This is a genomic window from Actinomadura chibensis NBRC 106107, from assembly GCF_001552135.1.
GTDB classification, from domain to species: Bacteria; Actinomycetota; Actinomycetes; order Streptosporangiales; family Streptosporangiaceae; genus Spirillospora; species Spirillospora chibensis.
Map to the genome: position 1 here is coordinate 19,708 of NZ_BCQP01000055.1, position 23,044 is coordinate 42,751.

A 23,044-nucleotide genomic window follows, 5' to 3' on the forward strand; every position below is an offset into this window, starting at 1 on the left:
TCACTCATTTGATGGCCACCGGGTTGATGGGCGACCCGACGGCGCCGGTGATCGTCAGGGGCTGGGCGGCGAGCAGGAACGCGTAGCCGCCGTCGGCCGCGCAGTCGCCCGCGAGCGCCTCCAGGTCCCACATCTCGCCGATGTAGATCCCGGCGTTGACCAGCAGGATCGCGTGCAGGGGCGCGATCAGGTCGGACGTCTCGTAGGGCAGCGCCTCCAGCCCCCAGGTGTCGGACGCGACGCCGCTCACGCGCCGGGAGCAGAGGAACTCCGCCGCGCTTACGCCGAGCCCGGGCGCGGGCCCGCCCGCGTAGCGGCCCCAGGAGCCCGCCTCCCGCACCCGCGCCAGCTCGCCCGTCCGGACCAGGACGAAGTCGCCCTCACCGACCTCCACGCCCTGGTCGGCCGCGCATCGCGCGAGGTCCTCGGCCTGGATGCTCGCGTCCGTGGGCAGGTGGTCGTGCCCGCTCCACCGCGCGACGTCGAGCAGGACGCCGCGTCCGACCGCGCGGTCCTTCAGATTCGTGACGCTGTTGAACTTCGCGCCCTGATTGGCCGTGACGCTCGACGTGCCGCGGCCGTTGTAGGTGCGGCCGTCGTAGAAGGCGTGGCACAGGCCGTCCCATTGCGTGCCGGACTGCAACGGCATGTAGACCGCGTCGTCGCTGAACCGCTGCAACGGGTTCTCGCCCGGCCACGGGTCGGTCGGCAGGACGAGCATCACGTGCTGCGGATTGGCGCGCAGCGACCCCGCGCCCTGCGGGCCCGACCTGTCCAGCGGAAGGGCGAGCGAGAACACCGCGCCTTTCCGCACTTCCCGGACGGCGGCCAGCACCTTTTCCGCCGTGACGCGGTTCGGCGCGCCCAGTTCGTCGTCCGGGCCCCAGACGCCCCAGGTGCGGTGCCTCACGGCGAGTTCCTCGACGGACGCCCGCGTGTGCTCGCGCTTGCGCAGATCTCCGCGCCGCGTTCCGGCCGTCACGAGTTCACCGGCTTCACCCAGGCCAGGAATTCCTGCAGGACGCGGTTGAAGTCCTCCGGCGGGATCTGCGGCAGCGCGCTTTCCAGCGCGTGGTAGTCGGGCCATTCCGGCGGCGTGCCGACGCCGGGCCGCAGCGGCGTGTTCAGCCCCTTCGACGCGATGAGTTTCTGCGCCTCGGGCGTGAGCATCCAGGACGCCCACAGCTTCGCGGCGTCCTCGTGCGGCGCGCCCTTGATGACGGCCGTCGAGCCGTAGAGCAGCGACGACAGCGCGGGCACGGCGGTGAAGCCCACCGGCGCGCCGTTCTGCTTCTGCCGCAGATACCGCATGTGCGACGCGAAAGGCATCATCGTCGTCTCGCCCGTGACGAGCCGGTCGTAATAGGGGCGGGTCGAGTCGACCTGCTTGCCGTTCTGCTTGAGCTTGCGCATCTGGTCGAGCGTGAGCCTGTTCGCCTTGAACAGCGGCATGAGCGACTGCGCGGTGAGGACGCCGAGGGACGGCTCGTCCAGCACGAACCCCTTCAGGCGGCCCGAGACGAGGTCGTCCATGTTCTTCGGGACGTCTTTCTCCGCCATTTTCTTCGTGTTGTACATGAACCCGTAGACGTCGCCGTACGGGACGTAGAAACGCTGTTCGGAATCGCGGTAGCGCGCCGGGAGGTCGTCCACGGTGGCGGGCTCGAACGGTTGCAGGAGGCCCTTGTCGGCGCAGACGCTCACCGACTCCAGGCCGAGCATGAGGGCGTCGCCGACCTGCCGTCCGCTCGACACCTCGGACTGCACCGCGCTCACCGTCGCGCCCGGCGGCTGCACCTTCGGCACGATCTTGACCGGGTAGCGCTTCGCGAAGTCCTGCCAGATCGGGCGGAACAGCTCGGCGTACGCGCCGTACACGACCACCTGCGTCTGGCCCGCCTTCGCGGCGCGCTCGCACAGGTCGGCCAGCGCGCGGGCGTTGGCCGCGTCGCCCGCCCACGCGGCGTCGCCGGAGGCGCTCGACTCGCACCGCTTCGCCGCCGCCTCCTTCCCGGCCCCGCCTCCGCACCCGGCCGCCGCGGCGAGCGCGACCACCGCCGCCACCATGGCGCCGCCTGCCCTGCGACCTGTGAACACAGTGCCTTTGAACACGGTCATGACACTCACCTCGACGTTGGAACGTGGATTCTTCGGGCGGAGCCCGCCGTTGCGGTGCGGACCGCGTACCGGAGCACGACGTGCCGGAGCACGGCGTACGCGATCCCGAGGGAGCAGATCAGCGCGGTCAGCAGGACGAGCAGGGCGCACGCCTGCGTCGGTACCGCCGAGCTGGAGAACAGGCTGTAGGACAGGGTGGCGACGTTGGCGTCCGTCGCGGGCAGGAGCAGCAGCGGGACGTCCAGTACCCCGGCCATGATCACGCTGCACACCAGCCACCCGGCGAGGAAGCTGCGCGCCATCAGCGGCAGCACGATGCCGCGGAACGCCCGGAGCGCGGACGCGCCCGACATGCGGGCCGACTCCTCAAGGTCGGCGCCGATCTGCGCGAGCGCCCCGGCCGCCGCCCGGCTCGCCACCGGGACGAGCAGGACGACGAGCCCGATCACGCAGAGCCAGGTCGTCCCGTACAGCTGCCGCAGCCCGGGGACCGACAGGTACGCCCAGCTCAGCGCCGCCGCGAGGACGACGCCCGGCAGCACGAGCGGCGCGAGGCTCAGCACGTCGACGTACCGGCTCAGCCGCCGTCCGAGCCGGTTGCTCGCGTAGACCAGCAGCGTCGCGAACACCATCGTGACGAGCCCGGCGGCGACCGACAGCGACAGCGTGAGCTGGAACGCCCCGACCGTCTGCGGGTCGTCCAGGACGGCGGTGTAGTTCGCCAGCGTGAAGCCGCTGTACATGCCGAGGACGCTCTGGAAGGACGTGAGCGCCACCTGCGACGCGGGCAGCAGCACCCCGACCAGCACCAGCAGGACGATCGCGGCGGTGCCGAGGCGCCCGCCGCGGCCGAGTATCCAGCGCGCCGACGTGTAGCCCTTCCCGGTGACGGTCGCGAAACCGCGCCTGCCGGTGTAGCGCCATTGCAGCAGGATCAGGACGGCCATGCAGAGCATCATGATCAGCGAAATGCCGCTGGCCGCCGAGTAGCGGGCCGGGGTGGACGCCGCGATGTAGAAGAAGATGCGCGTCGACAGGGTGTCGATTCCGGCGTTCTCGCCGATGATCTGCGGGATGTCGAACGTGCCCATGCAGTAGATGCCGACCAGGATGCCGACGCCGAACAGCGTGGGGGCGAGGCTGGGCAGGTCGATGGAGAGGAGCGTCCGGCGGCGGCTCGCGCCGGAGGTGTACGCGGCCTCCTCGAAGCTCGTGTTCAGCGTCGAGATGGGCCCGATCAGCAGGAAATAGCAGAACGACGACAGTTTCAGACCCTGCACCAGGATCAGTCCGGGCCACGAATAGATGTTCAGCGGAGAGACGCCGAAGACCGCCTCGATCGGCTTGTTGAGCAGGCCGACCTCCGGATTCCCGAGCAGGCCCCAGCTGATCGCGTACAGCAGCGTCGGCAGCGCGAGCATGAGCAGCATGACCGGCGTTATCAGGCTCCGGCCCGGCGTCGTCGTGCGCACCGAGAGGAAGGCGAAGGAGAAGCCGACCACCATGGCCACGGCGGTCGCGCCCACCGAGAAAAGGACGGAGTTCCACAGCGCGTCGTAGGTCTTCGAGTCGCCGAACACCTCGGGGAAGGCGGACAGCGTCCAGGTGCCGCCCTGCCCGGGCGGCGCGCTGCGGAACGTTCCCGCGAGCAGCATGACGAGCGGCCAGCCGAGCAGCAGCGTCGCGAACGCGACCAGGGCCAGCGCGGGCCCCCGCCCGCGCAGGGCGGTCATGACGCGCGCCCCTCGGCCGGGCCGTCCGCCGCCGGGATCACCGCGATCTGGCCCGGCTCGATGCGGATCGCCGCGTCCGCGCCGTCCGGCCGGGGCCAGGCCGCGACCTGCTTCGCGACGAGCCGCGACCCGAACGCCGCGACCTCGTGCTCGGTGGCGGTGCCGAGGAACGTCGAGCGCACGACCTTCGCGTCCAGCCGGTTCGGGCCGTCCGCCGGGCCCTCGTCGAAGGTGACCGCCGTGCTCCGGATCGCGATCCAGGCGCGGTCGCCCGCCGCGCACCGGGTGGTCCGAGTGCAGGTCAGGGACGTTGCCCAGCCCTCGGGCCGGACTTCGGCGCATCCGTCGCCGACGCGCTCGACCCGTCCCGGCAGGACGTTCTCGTACCCGAGGAACTCCGCCACCCACCGCGAGGACGGCTCGTCGAACACCTCGCGCGGCGTCCCCGTCTGCACCGAGCGCCCGCCGTGCATGACCGCGATGCGGTCGGACATGCTGACCGCCTCCTCCTGGTCGTGCGTGACGTAGACCATGGTCGAACCGGTCTGCTCGTGGATGCGCTTGAGCTCGGCGCGCATCTGCGTGCGGAGCGCGGCGTCGAGGTTGGAGAGCGGCTCGTCCAGCAGGAGGACGCTCGGCTCGCGGACGAGCGCCCGCGCCAGCGCCACCCGCTGCTGCTGCCCGCCGGACAGCGCCGACACCGAGCGGGACGCGTAGTCCGCCAGCCCGACCAGCTCCAGCGCCTCCATCGCCCGCGCCCGCGCGGCGGGCTTGCGCCGCCGCTTCAGGCGCAGCGGATAGCTCACGTTCTGGACGACCGACATGTGCGGCCACAGCGCGTAGCTCTGGAACACCATGCCGATGTCGCGCTTGTGCGGCGGCAGCTCGAACCCCCGCGACCGGTCGACGACGGCGCCCGCGCCGAGGCTGATGCTCCCCTCGTCCGGCGACTCCAGGCCCGCGACGCAGCGGAGCGTCGTCGTCTTGCCGCAGCCGCTCGGGCCGAGCAGGGTCACGAACTCGCCGTCGCCGATGTCGAGGCTGACCCGGTCGACCGCGGTCACGCCGCCGAACCGCTTGGTCAGCGCGTCGATGCGCACGATGCTCACGCCGCGCCCCCGTCCGCGCTTCCGGCCGCGTCCCCGTCCGCGATGGCGAGGCGCTCGCGCAGCCAGCCCGCGATCCGCTCGTTCTCGGCCCGCGCCCCGGCCACCCGGTCGGGGATCTTGAGGAACTCGTGGTCGGCGTGCGGGACGACCGACAGCGTCACCGGCACGTCCGCGTCGGCGAGCCGCCCGGTCATCGCGAGCGAGTGGCCGAGCAGGGCGTCCTCGGCGCCGCAGGACAGGTAGGTGGCGGGCAGGACGTCCAGGTCGGGGCTCTGCGCCGGGCTGACGAGGGGGTCGCGGAGCCGTCCGCTGAAGTTCGGCCCGAGGTAGGCGGCGAGCGAGATCTCCGGCTCGCCCGCGTAGTACTTCGGCTCGGTGATCCAGCGGTGCGCGTCCAGCATCCCGAACAGCAGGAGGAGCGCGCTCACCGTGACCGGCGTGCCCGCGAGGTCGCCGCTGCGCAGCACGGCGGGCGGGCCGTGCAGGGCGAGGACGGTCGCCGCCGCGAGGTTCGCGCCCGCCGAGCTGCCGCCGACCGCGAGCCGGGCCGGGTCGCCGTCGTAGGACGCCGCGTTCCCTACGGCCCAGCGCGCCGCGTACACGCAGTCCTCCAGCGCTCGCGGGAACGGCTGCTCGGGGGCGAGCGCGTAGGCGGCGCTCACGACGAGCATCCCCTCGGCGGCGAGGGACGCGCAGTACCGCCGGTCCATCGCGGGCGACCCGGTGTACCAGCCGCCGCCGTGCAGATACAGCAGCACGGGGTGCGGGCCGGGCCGGGCGGGCTGGTAGACGTCCGCCGTCAGCTCGCCGTCCAGGCCGTGCAGCGCGACCTTCTCGTGGAGCCGGACCCGTTCTGCCTCGTCCGGGGTGAGCGGGGCCGGGGCGGGCGCCCGGCGCCGCGCGACGAGCTCCTCCACCGACCGGGCGACGGTGTGCTCCACCGGCCGCCCCTGGAACAGCGACTGCCAGTGGGCCTTATTCGCGTGGGGCATGTCCCTCCTCTCCTTGGGGTGTGACCAGCGCGCCGCGGCCGAGCAGGGCGGCGATCGCCGCGTCGTCGCAGCCCGCCTCGCGCGCGATCTCGACGGAGTGCTCGCCGAGCCGGGGCGGGAGCCGGGGCGCCGCCGTCGCGCGGTCGCCCATGTCGACGGGGGAGCGCGCCATCCGGAGCCGTCCGACGGACGGGTGGTCCACCCGCTCGAAGAAGCCCGTCGCCGCGAGGTGCTCGTCCTCGAAGAGGTCCCGGATGGTGTTGACCTTGCTGGACGGGATGTCCGCGCGCTCGAACGCCTCCTGCCATTCGGCCGTGGTGCGCCGGGTCAGGTGCTCGTCCATCAGCGAGTACAGCTCGTCGACGTTCTCGGTGCGGGTCCCGATGGTGCGGTAGCGCGGGTCGTCGGCGAGTTCCGGTTCGCCGATCGCGGTGAAGAACGACCGCCACTGCTCGTCGGTGTAGACCATGACGGCGAGGTAGCCGTCCTTCGTCCGGAACGGCTTCCGGTACGGGGACTCGGTGCGCGGATAGCCGATCGGGCCGTCCGGCGGGTCGAATATCCAGCCGCCCTGCTGCTCCAGGAGCATGAACGACGCCATCGACTCGAACATCGGCACCTCGATGGCGCGTCCGCGGCCGGTGACCGCCCGGCCCTGCACGGCCGCGAGCACGGCCGCCGCGCCGAGGATCCCCATCGTCTTGTCGGCCGCCGCCGACCGCCAGTACGCCGGACGGCTGCCGTCCACCGCCTGCACCGCCGCCATCCCCGACGCGCCCTGGATGACGTCGTCGTAGGCGGGACGGTTCTCATACGGCCCGCCGGAGCCGAAGCCGCGGAAGGCGCAGTAGACCAGCCGGCCGTTCAGCGCGAGCATCCGCTCCGGCGTGATCCCGAGCCGGGCCGCCGCGCGCGGGCGGAGGTTGTGCACCAGCACGTCGGCCGTCTCGACCAGCCGGGTGAGGACGCCGCGCGCGCCGTCGTCCTTGAGGTCGATCGCCACGCTGCGCTTGCCGCGGTTGGCGTTCAGGAAGATCGGGCCCATTCCGGGGGCCCGGGCGTCGCCGACGTAGCGGAGGACGTCGCCCTCCGGCGCCTCGACCTTGACCACGTCCGCGCCCCACTGGGCGAGGAGCGTCGTGCAGTAGGGGCCCATGAACGTGGTGCTGAGGTCCACGACCCGGAGGCCGGTCAGCGGGCTCGGCTCGTGCGCCACGGTTCCCCCTGGGGGTGGGATTGCTGCCCAATATTGGCTCCAATATCGCATGCAGTCTCCCGGGCCACAAGGGACCGCCCGAAATCCCCTCGATCTCCGCGAAATGCCGGGCCGCGGACCGATGAGTTCCGCGCGGGGCCCCGGTCGTACTGGGTGACACGAGGAACCGACCAGAAGGAGGCCCACGATGCGGAAGATCACGGCCGGGCTGTTCATCTCGCTCGACGGCGTCATCGACAACCCGCAGGACTGGCACTTCCCCTACTTCAACGAGGAGATGGGGCAGGCCGTCGACGGCCAGCTCGGGGCCGCCGACACGCTCCTGTTCGGGCGGAGGACCTACGAGAGCTTCGCCGGGGCCTGGCCGGAGCGGGAGCGGGCCGGCGGCGAGGACGCCCCGTTCGCCAAGAAGCTCGGCGAGGCGCGCAAGATCGTCGCGTCCGGGCGGCGGCTCGACTTCACCTGGCGCAACTCCGAGCAGCTCCAGGGCGACCTCGTCGAGACCGTGACCGCGCTGAAGGAGGAGGGGCCGGACACGTCGCAGATCGGGATCAGCGGGTCGGTCTCGATCGTCCGGCAACTGCTGGAGGCCGGGCTGCTCGACGAGCTGCACCTGCTCGTCCACCCGATCGTGGTGGGCAAGGGCATGCGGCTGTTCGAGGACCGCGAGGCGCCGCTGCCGCTGGAGCTCGTCTCGTCCAAGACGTTCAAGACGGGCGTCCTCCACCTCGTCTACCGCCGCGACCCGAACGCGCCGACCGGCGACTACGCGACGGCCAAGGCGAGCCTTCCGCAGGACGAGGTGTAGGCCCGCTGAACTGCGGATTCGCTAGGCGGGTACAGCAGCCTGTACCGGTGATTGGGTAGCCTCCGGGGATTCCGGGGACGGCGGCCTTCGCGAGGCTTGTCGGCATGAGTCGACATGTGATCGCGGAGGCCCGCGGGCCCGCCGCGAAGGGGGACATGGTCGCGGCCACCGGGGACGGGCGGGGCGTCCCGGACGGGCGGGGCACCGCATGAGGCAGGGGCCGCCGGTGTCGTTGCTGAGGGCCGGCGCGGTGTCCGGCGCGCTGCTCGTGGCCGCCGCGGTGGCGGGCCCTCCGGCGCGGGCGCGCGACGACGTCCCGTGCCGCGACCACGAGGGCTTCTGGTGCCTGTACGGAAAGCCCGGCCTGCGGGACGGCGGCGGGCTCATCGGCACCAACAACGGCGACACCGATCTGAAGATGGACGGGGACTGGACCTTCTTCAACGATCAGACGCGTTCGGTCAGCAACCGGAGCGGAAGCTACCTCGGCCTTTACGACGACATCGACTTCAAGGGCCTGATGGCGTGCCTGCCGCCCAGTTCGACGCTGAACGGGATCGGCGCGGGCGTCAGCTCCCTGCGCGTCCATCCGACGAGCGGCGCGGCGTGCGGCAGACCGGCTTCGGCCGGGCGGCCGAAGCCGAAGAAGACCAGGCCGGTGGAGAAGCCGACGCCGGAGAAGAGCGACCTTCCGGCGGACCGGCCGAAGAAGTCCGAGGAGCCGGCCGACCCTTCGCCGAGCCTCGCGCTGCCGTCCCTGGACGCGATGCCGAAGCTGCCCAGCGCGCCGCCGGTGAACGCCTCGGCGGACAGGTCCGCCGACGATTCCGGCGGCGTGCCGTGGGGCACGGTCGCCGCGATCGGGGGCACCGTGGCGACGCTCCTCGCGTTAGGCGCGGGCGGCTGGGCGCTCGGCCGCCGCCGCGCCGCCGCCGTCCCGGCGCCCCGCACGAGCACCGACCCGGGGGCGGCCGGACGCGTCCACGCCGCGCTCCTGCTGCTGGCGGTCGACTGCGAGCAGGCGGGCCGGGACGTGCCGAAGGTCCGCGCGGTCACGATCGACGACGCCGAGGTGACGCTGCACCTCGCCGCCGCCGACGAGGCCGCGCCGCAGCCGTGGCGGGCCGCGCCCGGCGCGCGGCGCTGGCGGCTGCTCGTCAGCGACATCGACGAGCTGACCGACGACGTCCACCCGGTCGCGCCCTACCCGCTGCTCGCGGGGCTGCGCCCCGGGACGTGGGTGAACCTGGCCGCGTATCCGGGGCCGATCGCGCTGGTCGGCGGCCGGAAGGCGGCGCGGAAGGCGGCGCTCGGGATGGCGCGGCGGCTGCGCGCGGACCCGTGGCACTGGTCGGTCCGCGTCCGGACGGTGGGCTTCCCGCCGGAGGCGTCGATCGAGCCGGAGGAGGGCGCCGAGCGCGGCCGGGTCGTGTTCATCGACGACGGCATGGAGGTGCCGGGGAAGATCCCGCCGGGTTCGGCGGTGGTCTCGGTCGGGCGCCCGGAGCGCGCGGGGACGATCTGGCGGGTCCGCCGCGACGGGACGGTCGTCCCGCCCGCCGAGCTGCTCGCGAAGGACGCCGGGCCCCCGGACGCCGAGGCGCCCGGCCCCGGCCCGGCGGCGGCGGGGAGGCGGTGACGCCGTGCAGACGATTCCCGTGGCGGTGCACGCTCCGGACCCCATCACGCACGAGGGGGTGGTCGGCGGGCTGCGCCGCCGTCCCGAGCTGCACCTGGTCGCCGAGGCCGAGGCGGTGGTCGTCGTGGTCGTCGCCGAGGTGGTGGACGAGCGGGTCAAGACGGTCCTGCGGCGGTTCTCCCGGACCGTCGGGGCCCGGCCCGTCCTGATCGTGAGCGACCTCAAGGAGGCGCACCTGCTGGAGGCCGTCGAATGCGGCGTCGTCGCGATGCTGTGGCGGCGCGAGGCCACCCCGGACGGGATCGTCCGGGCCATCGTCGCGGCCGCGGGCGGCGGCGGCAGCCTGCCCCCCGACCTGCAGGGACGCCTGCTGAAGCAGGTCGGCCGCATGCAGCGCGGCGCGCGGGCGCAGGGCCTCGCCGCCGCCGGGCTGGCCGAGCGCGAGCGCGAGGTGCTGTGCCTCGTCGCGGACGGGCTCGACACGTCCGAGATCGCGGGGAAGCTCGCCTACTCCGAGCGGACGGTCAAGAACGTCCTGCACGGCCTGATGACCCGGCTCCACCTGCGCAACCGCGCCCACGCCGTCGCCTACGCCCTCAAGGAGGGCTACATCTGATGCTCCACGAAGTGGACGACGCGCTCCGCGCCCTGCTGAGCGCCCGCGCTCTCGCGGGCGGGGACGTGCAGCTCGTGTTCGACGCGCCGACCCGCGACTGGGCGGCGCGCCGCAACACCCCGACCGTCAACGCCTACCTGTACGACGTCCGCGAGGACATGGCGCGGCGGGAGCTCGGCCCGGCCCGCGTGCACGGCGAGGACGGGCGGGTGACCGGCTACCGGCGGCCGCCCCGCCACTACCGCCTCTCCTACCTGATCAGCGCGTGGACGAAGCGGCCCGAGGACGAGCACCGCCTCCTCTCGGCGGTGCTCGGCTGCCTGCTGCGCTACGAGACGCTCCCCGCCGAGACGCTGCCGGACGGGGGCGTGCTCGCCGCGACCGGGACGGCGATCCCGGTGACGGTGGCCGTCCCGCCGCCGGAGCCGCGCTCGATCACCGACCTGTGGTCGGCGCTCGGCGGCGAGCTGAAGCCGTCGCTGGACGTCGTCGTCCTCGCGCCGTTCCCGCTGGCGCCCGACCTCGGCGCCGCGCCGCCGGTCACCGAGGTGGAGGTGGCGGTGCGCGAGCGCGTGTCCGCGCTGGTGGACGTCCGGCGGAAGCGGCTGACGTGACCGATCCGGCCGGATACCTGCTGGCCAGGATCGAGCTGCTGCGCACCCGCGTCCGGCGGCTGGTCGAGGAGCGGTCGGGCGCTGACCCGTCCGCCGGGGACGAGTACCGGGGCCTGTACGTCCCGCCGGAGACGGCGCGGTGGCTGGCCGGGGGGCCGGGGCCGGAGCCCGTCCCCGACCCCCGCTACGACCGGGCCGCGCGGGAGCTGGCGGAGGCGGCGGGCTCGGAGGCGCGCGTGCACCGGCTCGCCGCCGCGTTCGGCCTCACCGACCTCGACCTGGAGATCCTGCTCGTCGCGCTCGCGCCCGACCTGGACCGCTCGTTCGAAGCGCTCTACGGCTACCTCAACGACGACGTGAGCCGCCGCCGCGCGTCGGTCGGGCTCGCGCTCGACCTGTGCGGGACGCCGGTGACCTCGGCGCCCGGCCGGGCCCGGTTCGCGGCCGGGGCCCCGCTGATCACCGGGCGCCTCCTCGTCACGCGGGACACCGACCGGCCGTTCCTGAGCCGGGCGCTGCTCGTCCCCGACCGGGTCGCCGCGTTCCTGCTCGGCGACGACGCGCCCGACGACGAGCTGACCGGCGCGGTCCGCCTCGACGAGGTGACGGAGGCCGTCGCCGGCGGGTCGCCGCCCGGCCTCGCGGAGCGGCTGCGCTCCGCCGACCCGACGCTCGTCTACCTGCACGAGTCCCGGCCCGGCTCGGGCGTCGCGGCGGCCCGCTCCGCCGCGGCGTCCGCCGGGCTGCCCGTGCTGGCCGCCGACCCGGACCGGCTGGACGCGGCGCTCGTCCCGGTCGTCCTGCGGGAGGCGGCGATGCGCGGCGCGGCCGTCGTCGCGGGGCCGCTCCCGGACGGCGGCGCCCTGCTGCGCGCGTTCGCGGAGGCGTCCGCGAAGGTCCCGGTGCTGCTGACCGGCCCGCAGCCGTACGACCCGGGGTGGAGCGAGGCGCAGCCGCTCGTCCTGGACGTCCCCGCGCGGGAGAGCGCCGCCGGGGCCTGGCGCGCGGAGCTGCCGGGCGACCCCGGCTTCGACCTGGACGCCGCCACCGCCACCTACCGCTTCACCCCGGACCAGGTCCGGCGGGCGGTGCGGGCGGCCCTCGACCACGCGGCGCTCGACGGCGTGCCGCTGTCGGCCGCGCACCTGCACCGGGGAGCGCGCCTGCAGAACGCGGGCGGCCTGCACAAGCACGCGCGGCGGATCGTCCCGTCGGTCGGCTGGGACGATCTCGTCCTGCCGGCCGAACCGGCGGGGCGGCTGCGCGAGCTGATCCAGCGGGCCCGGCACCGCGACCGGGTCCTCGGGGAATGGGGGCTGCGCAGCGGCGGCGGCCGGGGCCGGGGCGTGGTGGCGCTGTTCGCCGGGGACTCCGGCACCGGCAAGACCATGTCGGCGGAGGTGCTCGCCGCCGAACTCGGCCTCGACCTGTACGTCGTGGAGCTGTCCGCCGTCGTCGACAAGTACGTCGGCGAGACCGAGAAGAACCTTGAGCGGATCTTCGCCGAGGCCGACCGGATGGACGCGGTGCTCCTGTTCGACGAGGCCGACGCCGTGTTCGGCAAGCGCTCCGACGTCCGGGACGCCCGCGACAGGTACGCCAACCTGGAGAGCGCCTACCTGCTGCAGCGGCTGGAGTCGTTCGGCGGGATCGCCGTCCTCACCACCAACCTGCGCGCCAACATCGACGACGCCTTCACCCGGCGGCTGGACATCGTCATCGACTTCCCGTTCCCGGACGCGGCGCAGCGCCGCGCGCTGTGGGAGCACTGCCTCGCCCCGCCCGTCCCGGTGGACGGCGCCGTCGACCTCGACCGGTGCGCGCGGGAGTTCGAACTCGCGGGCGGCGCGATCCGCGGCGCGGCCGTCACCGCCGGGTACCTCGCGGCGGCGGCCGGACGCCCCGTCGCGATGGCCGACCTGCTCGCCGGGGCGCGCCGCGAGTACCGCAAGCTGGGCCGCCTGCTGCCCGGCGACGTGCCCCCGGCGGACCTCTGACCCGGCGGCCGTCTCATCGCGGGTCGTAGGGGATGCGCATCGCGGAGATCCGGTCCTGGTCCAGCGGGACGTTCGAGCGGACCTCGATCGGCGAGTCGCCCGACCGCACCCAGAAGCCGACGCTCAGCTTGCCGCCATTGATGTCGCGGAAGTCCTCGCCCTCGGCGAACTCCAGGCCGACCTCCTCGGTGTACTTCTGCCATTCCTGGTTCGGTTCGAGCTTGAACGGCTTGAAGACCTCGCGGCGCTGGAGCACCTCCTTGTCCCCGTCGAAGTTCCAGTCGAAGATCACCGAGATGCTGGCGTCGGGGTCGCCGTTCGACTTCACCCAGAAGTCGAACGTCGTCGAGCTGCCCGGGACGTAGGCGTCCTTCATCCCGCAGAGCGTGTACCGGACGGAGCTCCACGTGCACTTCCACTCGTCGTTCAGCCGCTCGAAACCCGGGCTCTTCACCGGGAACGGCCAGGTGGCGGGCTGCTCGCCCGGCTTCGGCGGGTCCGGCCACGGGGCGGCCCTGCTCAGGTAGAGGAGGCGGCGGCCGGGGCCGCCGAGCTGCCGCTCGCCGCCGTCGCCGCCCGGCGGCGGCTCCTCCCCGCCACCGCCGCCGGGCGGCGGGGCGGGCGGCGCCTTCCTCGGCTCCTGGTCGGGCTCCGGCGCCTTGGACGGCTTCCCGTCCGGCATGCTCAGCGGATTGCCCACCGGGACCATGCCGCCGTCGCGCGCCCGCGAGCCGAACTTCGGATCGAACACGAACCAGGCGATGGTGAACGCGACGGCGGCCGAGACGAGCACGCCCATGAAGCCGAGCAGCCAGCGCGGCATCACCGCCCGCTGGACGAACACGCCCCCCACTTCGACCGGCTCCACCCCGGAGCGCAGCACGTTCACCGTGTAGGGGTGCGACTCGCGCTGCCCGAACCAGGTGATGGAGCCGGGCCTGATCCGTCCCTGCACCCACGCGGCCCGGCCCGGATCGACCTGCACGTTCGCGGGGTGCAGCTCGAAGCCGAGCCGCCCCGTGTTGTCCTTGCCGGTGAGCGACGCGGTCAGCCGGGTGTTGCCGAGGTTGTCCAGGGCGAACTTGGGCTTGGCGCGGAACCGTCCGGCCACGGTGTGCGGGAGCAGCTCAGCCCGCACCTCGGTGAACGGCGTGACGGTGAGGTGGCCCTCGACGACGGTCTTGTCCCCGGGCTGCTCGGTCGGGACGATCTCGACGGCGAACGGGTGCCCGCCGGCGGGCGCGTCCGGGGTGCGCGGCGGCCGGAACGTGATCTCGACGGTGCCGGTCGTCCCCGGGTAGAGGCGCAGCGACCGCGGCTCGACCGCGGCCCACACCGCGGGCCCGCCCGCGACCGAGACGCGGTACTCCTCCACCAGGTCGGTCGTGTTGCGCAGCCGCAGCGTGACGGACGCGGCGGCACCGGGGTCCACGGTGGCGGACGCCGGATCAAGAGAACTCCAGATGCTCACCGACCGGACACTAGGCGCGCCCGCGCGGGGCGGGCATGGCCCCGCGTGCACCCTCGGGTGCACGCTCCCCTGCCCCCGCTGACACCGGCGCTCCTACGCGTGGTCGTGCTCGGCGTCGGTCTGGACGGGACGCCGGAGCGCGGCGTCCGCGTCGGCGTCGGCGGCCTTCTCCAGGGCGTCGGACGGGTCCGACACCGACAGGCCGTTCCCGTTGTCCGTGCCGGGGACCGTCCCGGCGCGCTGCTGGTTGTAGTGCGACAGCTCGTGCCCGAGAAGCCGGTTGCCGCCCGGCGACCCGGGATCGTACCGACCCCGCTGGAACGCGATGTGCGAACCGGACGTGAACGCCACCGCCTGGACGGAGACGGCGGCCCGGTGCGCCGCCGAGTCGGTGTGCACGCGGACGCCGGACAGGTCCGTGCCGTACCGGGCCTCCCATTCCGCGCGGACGGGCGCCTCCAGCGGCCGTCCCGGCGACCGCAGCACCTGTTCGACGTGCTCGCGCTGGACGGCCGCCGCCTGCTCGCCGCCGTCCTCGCCTTGGGTCCGGGCGGAGAGCAGGCGCGCCACGGCGGCGTTCCCGACCAGCCGTTGCAGCGCGACCACCGACCGCGCGGCCGGTGTGGTCCCGGCCGTGGCGGCGGCGTCGGTGCGGGCCTTCCCGGCGCTCGGCGTCCGCCGCGCCCCGCCGTCGTCCCGCTGATTCCTCAGCTCACGCACAACACGCTCCCTGTCGACGAGTTCGGTCCCGCGCCCAAGGGTGGAACGCGCCCTCACCGGCTGTGAAGGAACGGACGGGCACCGGACGCGGCACGGGGAGATGCCCGAACGGACACCCGGACAAGGAGGCACCGAACGCTGCCCTTACGGTCCTCCCGCCGCGACGGGCGCGCTGGTAGGTCTGCCCCGACGAAGCCCAGAGGGAAGGCGGTTCGCCGATGCGCAAGAGTGAGTTGCAGGAGTGGCCACGGTCGGGTGGCCGCGCGTCCTCGCGTCCGCGCGCACAGGACGCCGAGACCGGCCCGGACCAGGCCGACCTGGCCGCGGCGGGCGGCCCGGCGAGCGCGGCCGGCGTCCTCGCCCTGCAGCGGACGGCCGGGAACGCGGCCGTCACGCAGGCGCTCGGGGCGCGGCGGCACGACCGCGGCGGCGCGCTGCCCGTGCAGCGGGCCCTCCGGAACAACCAGCGGGAGTACGGCATCACCCCGGGGCTGCTGATGTCGCCCAGGCAGTCGGACCAGAACGAGCTGGAACGCGTCTTCCCCAGGGACGAGAACGGCGCCTTCCAGCAGTTCCCGGACCCGGTCACGCTCGGCGTCGCCGTCGGGGGCAAGCTGAACAAGCTGCTGCACAAACTGAAACACGACCAGCCGGAGGCCACCGTCCCGGAGGCCGCGGACTGGGTGAAGGGCATCAACCCCCGGTTCCCCGAGGGCGGCGGCTACCGCCGCAACTGCGTCGACGCGGCGCGCAGCTTCGTGGCCTCCTGGTCCGGCAACCCCACCGTGGCCGTCGGGGTCGTCGGCACCACCGACCAGGACGTCGAACGCGGCGGCAACGACCGGACGGCGACCTGGCTGGCCACCCGCTGGAAGACCGACGAGGCCGTGGCGCCCGACGGCCAGCCGGTCGCGGACGTGTGGGCGAGGGTCGCGGCCCGGCTGCTCGGGCAGGGGCACGGCGCGGTCAGCATCGTGGTCTTCAAGCGGGAGGAGAACGGGAACGTCCACGCCGTCTGCGCCGTCAACCACGAGAACAAGGTCGTCTGGGTCGATCCGCAGGTCGGGCAGATCAGCGTGGACGGCCCGATGTACCGGGGCACCGCCTTCATGACGATCACCCTCAGCCCCCAGTTCACGCCGGTCGACGCGCCGCCGCCCCAGCCCACGGCGCTGTCCCTGTAGCCCCGCGCCGGGGGCCGCCGCGAGGGGCCGCGCGGGCAGCCGAGGGTGCCCCCGGGACGGGACGAACGGACGTTCCGGGCGGCGCGGCGGGACGGCAGGGTTTCGGTAGACCAAGCCGTCCCGAACCGGGGGAGTAGCTGCCAATGCCCACGTACCTGTCGCCCGGCGTCTACGTCGAGGAGGTGGCCAGCGGGTCCCGCCCGATCGAGGGGGTGGGCACGTCCGTGGCGGCCTTCGTCGGATTCGCTCCCGAAGGCCCGCTGAACGAGCCCGTGCTCGTCACGAACTGGTCGCAGTACGTCGCCTCCTTCGGGGACTTCACCGACGGCTACTACCTCGCCCACGCCGTGTACGGGTTCTTCAACAACGGCGGCGCCACCTGCTACGTGATCCGCGTCGGCGGGACGGCCCAGAACGGGAACGGCGCGGACGGCGCGCCGAAGCAGCTCGCCGCCGCGCCGGAGCCCGCCCGGCTCGGCGGGTTCGACGTCGCGGCCGTCCCGGGGGCGGCGGCCGCGAGCGTCACGGTGGAGGTCGCCGACGCCGACGGCGGCGACAAGGGCGGCGAGAAGGCCGACGACCGGTTCAAGCTCGTCGTCAAGGTCGACGGTGCGGTCGTCGAGAGCTTCACCGTCTCGACGAAGAAGAACACCCGCAACTACGTCGTCACGCAGGTGCGGGAGCGGTCGAAGCTCATCACCGTGACGGAGGCCGCGGCGGGGCAGCTCGTCCGACCCGACAACCAGAGCGTGACGCTGGCCGTCCCGGCGGCGCCCGCCGCGCCGACCGCCGACGGGCGGGCGATCACGCCCGAGCACTACCTCGGCGACACCGCCGACCGGACCGGCTTCGGCGGCCTGGAGGCCATCGACGCGGTCACGATGGTCGCCGCGCCGGACCTGATGAGCGCCTACGAGCGCGGCGTCCTCGACCTGGAGGGCGTCAAGGCCGTCCAGCTCGGGATGATCGCGCACTGCGAGCTGATGGGCGACCGGGTGGCGATCCTCGACCCGCCGCCGGGGCTGAACGTCCGGCAGGTGCACGAGTGGCGGCAGGAGACCGCCGGGTACGACTCGCGCTACGCCGCCCTCTACTACCCGTGGATCAAGGTCTTCGACCCGTCGTCCGGGCAGACGGGGCTGGTGCCGCCGAGCGGTCACATGGCGGGCATCTGGGCCCGCAGCGACGTCGAGCGCGGCGTGCACAAGGCGCCCGCGAACGAGATCGTCCGCGGCGCCGTGGACCTGGGGCTCCAGGTCACGAAAGGCGAGCAGGATCTGCTCAACCCGATCGGCGTGAACTGCATCCGCGCCTTTCCGGGACGGGGCGTCCGGGTGTGGGGCGCGCGGACGCTGGCGTCCGACCCGGCGTGGCGCTACCTGAACGTCCGGCGCTATTTCAACTACCTGGAGGAGTCGATCCTCATCGGCACCCAATGGGTGGTGTTCGAGCCGAACGACCAGGAGCTGTGGGCGCGGATCCGCCGCAACATCTCCGCCTTCCTGGTCACCGAATGGCGGGACGGCGCGCTCTTCGGCGCCACCGCCGACCAGGCGTTCTACGTGAAGTGCGACGAGGAGACCAACCCGCCGGAGTCGGTCGACCTCGGACGCGTGGTCTGCGAGATCGGCGTCGCGCCGGTCAAGCCCGCCGAGTTCGTCGTCTTCCGGCTGGCGCAGATCTCCGGCGGCGGCGAGCTGGAGGAATAGCGCGCCCCGCCGCTTGATACGTGACGGTCTTCAAAGACAGGGAGAACCATGGCATTCAACAAAGCCGACTCGGCAGCCGCGCACAATTTCGGCCTCCAGATCGACGGCACCACCGTGGAGTATCTGCAGCGGGTGAGCGGGCTCGGCCAGGAGCAGGACGTCATCGAGTTCAAGCAGAACTCGGCGAAGGGCCAGCCGGCGACGGCGAAGATGCCCGGCGTCGCCAAGGCCGGGGAGATCCAGGTCGTCCGCGCCACGACGCAGAGCCAGGCCTTCTCCGACTGGATCAAGAAGTCGTTCGAGGGCGACATGAGCTCCGCCCGCAAGAACGCCACGATCATCCAGATGGACTACCAGAACAACCCGGTGCGGCGGTTCAACCTCCGCAACGCCTGGTGCAGCAGCCAGAAGTTCGACGACCTGGAGGCGGGCAGCACCTCGCCCGTCACCGAGACGATCACCATCACCTACGAAGAGATGAAGGTCGAAGGCGGCTGATGCGCCGGTCAGCGCCCGCCGTGGACTCGGTCCGGATGCGGACCGAGTTCACCTTCGAACTCCCGCGCGGCTACGTGGACAAGAGCGGGGCCGTCCACCGCGAGGGCGCGATGCGCCTGGCCACCGCCAAGGACGAGCTCATCCCCCTCCAGGACGTGCGCGTCCGGGAGAACCCGCCGTACCTCTCGGTGGTGCTGCTCGCCCGGGTGATCACCCGGCTGGGCTCGCTGACGGAGGTCCACGACGGCGTCGTGGAGGGGATGTTCGCCTCCGACCTGGCGTTCCTCCAGGACTTCTACCGCCAGATCAACGCCGAGGGCCACACCCTGGCCAGCGTGGAATGCCCGTCCTGCGCGGAGTCCTTCCAGGTGGACCTCGCCGGGAGCCGCCTGGGGGAATCGTGACGTACCCGCCGGACCGCCTGCACCGGGAGATCGCCTACATCGCCTACCACTTCCACTGGTCCCTTGAGGAGATCATGAACCTGGAGCATCCGGACCGGCGCCGGTACGTCACCCAGATCGCCTCCCTGGTGAGCGACTGACCATGGGCCTCCGCGACCTGTTCACCCGCCGCCCGCACCCGGCCTCGGTCCCTGCGGGCGCGCCCGGCTGGCGGGAACTGCCGGAACCGGGCACCCCGCCCCCGATGGGGACGATCTCCAGCACGTCGTTCGGCTCGGCGCTGGCGACGTGGCGGTCGCCGTCGCTCTCGGGGGAGATCGCCCGCCAGGTCCGGTTGGACGCGCCGAACAGCATGGAGTGGGACCCGCCCCGTCCCGTCCACGAGGGCACGTCCCCGCCGATGCCGCTGGCGGCTGCGGAGCCCGACCCGGCACCGCGTCCCACAACGCCTTTGACGACCGCGCGAGCGGTGCCGCGCCCGGTACGCCCGCTAAGGTCGCACCCCGAGGCGCCTCCGCCCGCAACCCCTCCGGCCGACGCCGAGCCCACCGCACCGGCCGATGTTCCGGCGGTTCAGCGCAAGGCGGCGACACCAGGGACACCACCGACCGCGCGGCGGGCGGCTACGAGCACTCCTCCGCCTCCAGCGGAGGAGAGCACGCCGATGCGGCGCTCGGCGGCGGAGCCGAGCGGGGGGACACCGGCGAAGCCGCCCGCCGCGCCCACACGGTCCCGTGGTGGACGCGTCGCACGCTCGATCTCCGAGCCCAGACACCAGACCCAGCCCTCAGCGAAGCCGGGGGTCACGGCTCCGACCGCCCCCACGAACGCCCTTGCACCCGCCGAACGTCCTGCGCCCAAGCCCGACCTGCCAGTGCAGCGCTCGGCAAAGGCCCCGGCTCCAGAACGGCGGCCGTCGAGCCCGCCCCCACCTGCCGCCCACACCCCACCCAAGGCCGAACCACCGGTGCGCCCTTCGGGAGAAGCACAGACTTCGCCGCCTTCAACTCCTCCCGCACCCAAGACTGAATCGCCGGGCACGCCTTCACCAGAGCCGCCGCCGAGTGCTACCGCACCCGTCGCGGGTGTGACGTCCAGCCCCGAACAGGTTGAGCGTCCGTCGAAGCCCTCTGCGTCCACCGCGAGTGCAGCGCCCAAGCCCGAACCGCCAGTCCAACGCTCGACGAAGGCACCGATTTCGGGGTCGCCATCGAACGCTCCCAAGCCCATCGAGAATTCGGTGCCCGCGCCCGAACCACTGGTCCAACGCTCGACGAAGGCACCGAGACCGGAGCCCTCTCCGAGCGCTTCCGCGCCGGGGACGCCGGTCGCGGAGTGGCCGTCGAGCGGGTCCGCGCCTGGCGCGTCCAAGCCGGAACTTCCGGTTGAGCGCGCGGCGGAGATGCCGAGCGCTCCCACGTCCTTCGAGCGTTCTGCGCCCGAGGCTGAACTGCCGGTGCAGCGCTCGGTGGAGGCGCCGGTTTCGGAGCGGCTGTCGAGTGCTTCCGCGCCCGTTGCGCGTGTGGCGTCCGGGCCCGAACAGGTTGAGCGTTCATCGAAGGCGTCTGCGTCCGTTGCGGGTGTGGTGCCCGAGCCCGAACCGCTAGTCCAGCGCTCGGTGAAGGGGCCGAGACCGGAGCGGCCGTCGAGTGGTTCCGCGCCTGGCGCGTCCAGGCCGGAACTTCCGGTTGAGCGCGCGGCGGAGATGCCGAGCGCTCCCACGTCCTTCGAGGGTTCTGCGCCCGAGACTGAAATGCCGGTGCGGCGCTCGGTGGAGCCGCCGGTTTCGGAGCGGCCGTCGGGTGTTTCCGTGCCTGGCGGGCGGGGGGAGGTGGACGCGTCCGCTGGTCGGCCGGAAGTCGTCCGGTCGGGGCGGCGGGCGGTGTCCAAGGCGGCGCGGGCCAAGAGGCGCGCGGGGTTGGGGGCGCCCTTGCCCGCGCCGCCGCCACCCGGGGAGGCGGAGGCCGCCTCGCCGGAAGTGCGGGTCGGTCGTCCTGGATCCCGTCCCACCTCGATGGGACGGGTGGCCGCGGAACCGGCGGGAGAAGAGAGCGCGCTCCGTGCCATGCGCGTCTCCGCCCAGGTTCCGGGTCCCCCACCCGCCGTTCCGCCCACCGCACGGGCGGGACGGCGGGTGGGGCTCGGCCCGCCCGTCCAACGTTCGACGGCGGCTCCGCACCCGACCCCGCCCCGGCAGTCTCCGAAGCCACGCGCTGTGCCAGACGCCCCGAATCGCGATGGGGGAGGCGGTGCTTCAGCGCCGGAGCCGCCCTCGGTCGTTCGTCCGATCCAACGGTCGCCGGGTGCCGTGGCGACCGGCGTCGTTCCGGTTTCTGAAGGTGCGGGCGGTGGGGCGGTCTCGCCGTCTGCCGAGTCGCAGGACGGCGCCTCCGAGCCTCGACCCCCCGTGGTCGTTCGCCCGATTCAACGGTCGTCGACGCGGGGCGCTGACCGGGTGGCGGCTTCGCCGCGTCCGGCTGGAGTGGTTCGGCGGGCGGCGCGGACCGGGAGCGTGATCAGCGCTCCCGCTCGAAGGGACGTGCCCCATGGGGCGGGGAGTCCCGTCGTCATGCGGCGGGTCGAGCGCGGTGGCGCGGCTCGGCCGGTCGCTCTTTCGCGGCCATCGGTTCGGCGCGGCGCGGTTGCCCCAGCCTCCACCGCGTCGTCCGTTCCGGTGGGCCGGGCACCCGGATTTCAATCGGCTCCGGGTTCGCCCACCGCGCGCCCGGCGGCCTCCTTTGACACCGCCCTTGCCTGGGAGGCCGCCGGGCCCGCGTCACGTCCCCCGTCCGCTGCTCTGCCGGTGCAGCGCGAAACGGCGCCGCCGCCTCCGCGGAAAGAGCGGCAGGTCGCGGAACCGGCGCCGCCCAAGCGGCCCCCGGCCGCGCCGGTCCAGCGGCGGACGCAGACATCAGCGGCGCCGCGCACGACCACCGGACGGCAACCGGAGATCGACCTGGACGAGCTCGCCCGCCGACTCATCGGGCCGCTGACGCGGCTGCTGCGGGCGGAACTGCGACTGGACCGGGAAAGGGTCGGGCGGCTGCGCGACCCGCGGACCTACTGAACGGAATGCGATGCCGAAGAAGAACGATCCCGGCTCGACGACGTTCTTCAGGCTCTCCATCGACGGGGAGAGCCTGGGGAACTTCAACGGGTGCGAGGGGCTCGACGCCCAGGTGGACATCGAGCAGCGTGAAGAAGGCGGCAACAACGGGCACGTGTGGCAGTTGCCCACGCGGGTGCGGCACTCGAACATCCGGCTGACCCGTCCGATCAACGAGGAGACGGCCAAGGTGATGGCCTGGATCTCCTCAGTGGCGACGGGGATCGAGCGGCCGACGGCGCAGATCGAGGCGCTGCGCGCCAACGGAACGCTGGTCGCGCGCTGGTCGCTGCTCGAAGTGGTGCCGGTGAGCTGGACGGGCCCGACGCTCGACCCCGACAGCTCGTCCGTTGCGACCGAGGTCCTGGAGATCGCGCACCACGGGTTCATGGGCTGATGGCGGGCAACGCGAGCCATGTCCGGGCGACGCTCGCCGTCCACAACCCCCCGGCGGGGAACGGGACGCAGCCCGGCGCGCAGATGAAGGAGATCAAGTTCCAGTTCAACCCGGCGCAGCTGGAGCTGAGCAAGTCGGCGAACTGGAAGTACACCCCGGCGGTCGCGACCAGGGACGGGGCCAAGGTGGAGTTCCTCGGCTCCGAGCAGCAGAGCCTCGAACTGGAGATCTTCCTCGACTCGTCCAACCGTCCGGACGGCACGCGGGTGCGCGAGGACGTCGAGACGCTGTTCTCCTGCCTGCGGCCCGCGCCGTCCAGCCTGCCGGACCGGTCGTCCCCGCCGTGGGTGATCTTCGAGTGGGGCAAGTTCGCGACCGTGAAGTTCGTCGCCTACGTGCGGCGGGTCAGCGCGACCTACACGCTGTTCAGCCCGACCGGGTCGCCGGTCCGGGCGACGTGCCGGGTGTCGCTTGAGGAGATCCCGCAGGACACGCCGAACCAGAACCCGACCTCGGGCGCGCTGACGGCGCGGAGCGTGCACCGGCTGGTGGCGGGCGACACGCTCCAGTCGCTGGCCTGGCGGGAGTACGGCGACGCGACGGCCTGGCGGGTGATCGCCGAGGCCAACGAGATCGACGACCCGATGCGGCTGGAGCCGGGACGCGAGCTCCTGCTGCCCGCCGCCGAGGACGTCCGGGCCTAGGAGAAGGGG

General features: G+C 73.2%; 22 protein-coding genes. 13 read left to right on the forward strand and 9 right to left on the reverse strand.

The window, feature by feature from the left end:
• Positions 1 to 4 precede the first annotated feature (4 nt).
• Genes ACH01S_RS30275 through ACH01S_RS30300 form a run of 6 tightly spaced genes read right to left on the reverse strand, consistent with a single transcriptional unit; the run spans position 5 to position 7,168 of the window.
• Positions 5 to 982: a cyclase family protein gene (locus ACH01S_RS30275; RefSeq protein WP_218010448.1), complete on the reverse strand. Its 978-nt coding sequence runs from the start codon at positions 980 to 982 to the stop codon at positions 5 to 7.
• Complete coding sequence (locus ACH01S_RS30280; RefSeq protein ID WP_083981302.1) at positions 979 to 2,118, reverse strand: ABC transporter substrate-binding protein; 1,140 nt, start codon at positions 2,116 to 2,118, stop codon at positions 979 to 981. The genes ACH01S_RS30275 and ACH01S_RS30280 overlap by 4 nt, the downstream gene beginning before the upstream one ends.
• Before the next feature lie 5 nt (positions 2,119 to 2,123).
• Positions 2,124 to 3,851 carry an ABC transporter permease gene (locus tag ACH01S_RS30285; protein WP_067899268.1) on the reverse strand — a complete coding sequence of 576 codons (1,728 nt, stop codon included), beginning with the start codon at positions 3,849 to 3,851 and terminating at the stop codon, positions 2,124 to 2,126.
• Complete coding sequence (locus ACH01S_RS30290; protein WP_067899271.1) at positions 3,848 to 4,960, reverse strand: ABC transporter ATP-binding protein; 1,113 nt, start codon at positions 4,958 to 4,960, stop codon at positions 3,848 to 3,850. The genes ACH01S_RS30285 and ACH01S_RS30290 overlap by 4 nt, the downstream gene beginning before the upstream one ends.
• On the reverse strand, positions 4,957 to 5,952 hold the full coding sequence (locus ACH01S_RS30295) for an alpha/beta hydrolase (RefSeq protein WP_067899273.1): 996 nt from the start codon (positions 5,950 to 5,952) through the stop codon (positions 4,957 to 4,959). Before ACH01S_RS30295 ends, ACH01S_RS30290 begins: the two co-directional genes overlap by 4 nt.
• Positions 5,936 to 7,168, reverse strand: coding sequence for a CaiB/BaiF CoA transferase family protein (locus tag ACH01S_RS30300; RefSeq protein WP_067899275.1), 1,233 nt, complete (start codon positions 7,166 to 7,168; stop codon positions 5,936 to 5,938). The genes ACH01S_RS30295 and ACH01S_RS30300 overlap by 17 nt, the downstream gene beginning before the upstream one ends.
• Positions 7,169 to 7,355: 187 nt before the next feature.
• Here ACH01S_RS30300 and ACH01S_RS30305 point away from each other — a divergent pair, with 187 nt between their 5' ends.
• The 5 genes from ACH01S_RS30305 (at position 7,356) to ACH01S_RS30325 (ending at position 12,842) form a co-directional block, all read left to right on the forward strand.
• Positions 7,356 to 7,976 (forward strand): dihydrofolate reductase family protein, encoded by a 621-nt coding sequence (locus tag ACH01S_RS30305; RefSeq protein WP_067899277.1) that lies wholly within the window; start codon positions 7,356 to 7,358, stop codon positions 7,974 to 7,976.
• Between the two features lie 226 nt (positions 7,977 to 8,202).
• Positions 8,203 to 9,615, forward strand: coding sequence for a peptidase inhibitor family I36 protein (locus ACH01S_RS30310; RefSeq protein ID WP_148344507.1), 1,413 nt, complete (start codon positions 8,203 to 8,205; stop codon positions 9,613 to 9,615).
• A gap of 4 nt (positions 9,616 to 9,619) precedes the next feature.
• The gene (locus ACH01S_RS30315; RefSeq protein ID WP_067899283.1) at positions 9,620 to 10,231 is read left to right on the forward strand and encodes a helix-turn-helix transcriptional regulator; all 612 of its coding nucleotides are present in this window, start codon (positions 9,620 to 9,622) and stop codon (positions 10,229 to 10,231) included.
• Entirely contained in the window at positions 10,231 to 10,845 is a 615-nt protein-coding gene (locus tag ACH01S_RS30320) for a Pvc16 family protein (RefSeq protein ID WP_067899288.1), read from the forward strand. The genes ACH01S_RS30315 and ACH01S_RS30320 overlap by 1 nt, the downstream gene beginning before the upstream one ends.
• Entirely contained in the window at positions 10,842 to 12,842 is a 2,001-nt protein-coding gene (locus tag ACH01S_RS30325; protein WP_067899291.1) for an ATP-binding protein, read from the forward strand. The genes ACH01S_RS30320 and ACH01S_RS30325 overlap by 4 nt, the downstream gene beginning before the upstream one ends.
• A 13-nt stretch (positions 12,843 to 12,855) precedes the next feature.
• On the opposite strand, the gene ACH01S_RS30330 is transcribed toward ACH01S_RS30325, so the two are convergent.
• Both ACH01S_RS30330 and ACH01S_RS30335 read right to left on the reverse strand, forming a co-directional pair.
• Complete coding sequence (locus ACH01S_RS30330) at positions 12,856 to 14,313, reverse strand: COG1470 family protein (protein ID WP_148344506.1); 1,458 nt, start codon at positions 14,311 to 14,313, stop codon at positions 12,856 to 12,858.
• Between the two features lie 93 nt (positions 14,314 to 14,406).
• Positions 14,407 to 15,033 (reverse strand): eCIS core domain-containing protein, encoded by a 627-nt coding sequence (locus tag ACH01S_RS30335; protein WP_067899297.1) that lies wholly within the window; start codon positions 15,031 to 15,033, stop codon positions 14,407 to 14,409.
• 218 nt (positions 15,034 to 15,251) lie between these two features.
• Between ACH01S_RS30335 and ACH01S_RS30340 the strand changes: the two genes are divergently transcribed.
• From ACH01S_RS30340 to ACH01S_RS44645, 5 genes are all read left to right on the forward strand, one after another.
• Entirely contained in the window at positions 15,252 to 16,217 is a 966-nt protein-coding gene (locus tag ACH01S_RS30340; RefSeq protein WP_067899301.1) for a toxin glutamine deamidase domain-containing protein, read from the forward strand.
• Positions 16,218 to 16,360: 143 nt separating this feature from the next.
• The gene (locus ACH01S_RS30345) at positions 16,361 to 17,926 is read left to right on the forward strand and encodes a phage tail sheath family protein (protein WP_067899304.1); all 1,566 of its coding nucleotides are present in this window, start codon (positions 16,361 to 16,363) and stop codon (positions 17,924 to 17,926) included.
• Positions 17,927 to 17,974: 48 nt separating this feature from the next.
• On the forward strand, positions 17,975 to 18,424 hold the full coding sequence (locus tag ACH01S_RS30350) for a phage tail protein (protein ID WP_067899307.1): 450 nt from the start codon (positions 17,975 to 17,977) through the stop codon (positions 18,422 to 18,424).
• A complete protein-coding gene (locus ACH01S_RS30355) occupies positions 18,424 to 18,828 on the forward strand; it encodes a hypothetical protein (RefSeq protein ID WP_218010449.1) in 405 nt (134 codons plus the stop codon). The genes ACH01S_RS30350 and ACH01S_RS30355 overlap by 1 nt, the downstream gene beginning before the upstream one ends.
• A complete protein-coding gene (locus ACH01S_RS44645; protein WP_169809383.1) occupies positions 18,825 to 18,968 on the forward strand; it encodes a DUF6760 family protein in 144 nt (47 codons plus the stop codon). Before ACH01S_RS30355 ends, ACH01S_RS44645 begins: the two co-directional genes overlap by 4 nt.
• Positions 18,969 to 19,401: 433 nt before the next feature.
• Here ACH01S_RS44645 and ACH01S_RS43900 read toward each other — a convergent pair whose 3' ends face one another.
• On the reverse strand, positions 19,402 to 20,550 hold the full coding sequence (locus ACH01S_RS43900) for a hypothetical protein (protein WP_148344505.1): 1,149 nt from the start codon (positions 20,548 to 20,550) through the stop codon (positions 19,402 to 19,404).
• Positions 20,551 to 21,631: 1,081 nt separating this feature from the next.
• Between ACH01S_RS43900 and ACH01S_RS30360 the strand changes: the two genes are divergently transcribed.
• From ACH01S_RS30360 to ACH01S_RS30370, 3 genes are read left to right on the forward strand one after another with little or no spacing between them, the layout of a single operon-like run.
• Positions 21,632 to 21,895 (forward strand): hypothetical protein, encoded by a 264-nt coding sequence (locus tag ACH01S_RS30360; protein ID WP_067899311.1) that lies wholly within the window; start codon positions 21,632 to 21,634, stop codon positions 21,893 to 21,895.
• 10 nt (positions 21,896 to 21,905) lie between these two features.
• A complete protein-coding gene (locus ACH01S_RS30365) occupies positions 21,906 to 22,331 on the forward strand; it encodes a phage tail protein (protein ID WP_067899313.1) in 426 nt (141 codons plus the stop codon).
• Positions 22,331 to 23,035 (forward strand): CIS tube protein, encoded by a 705-nt coding sequence (locus tag ACH01S_RS30370; RefSeq protein WP_067899315.1) that lies wholly within the window; start codon positions 22,331 to 22,333, stop codon positions 23,033 to 23,035. The genes ACH01S_RS30365 and ACH01S_RS30370 overlap by 1 nt, the downstream gene beginning before the upstream one ends.
• The last annotated feature ends 9 nt before the right edge of the window (positions 23,036 to 23,044 follow it).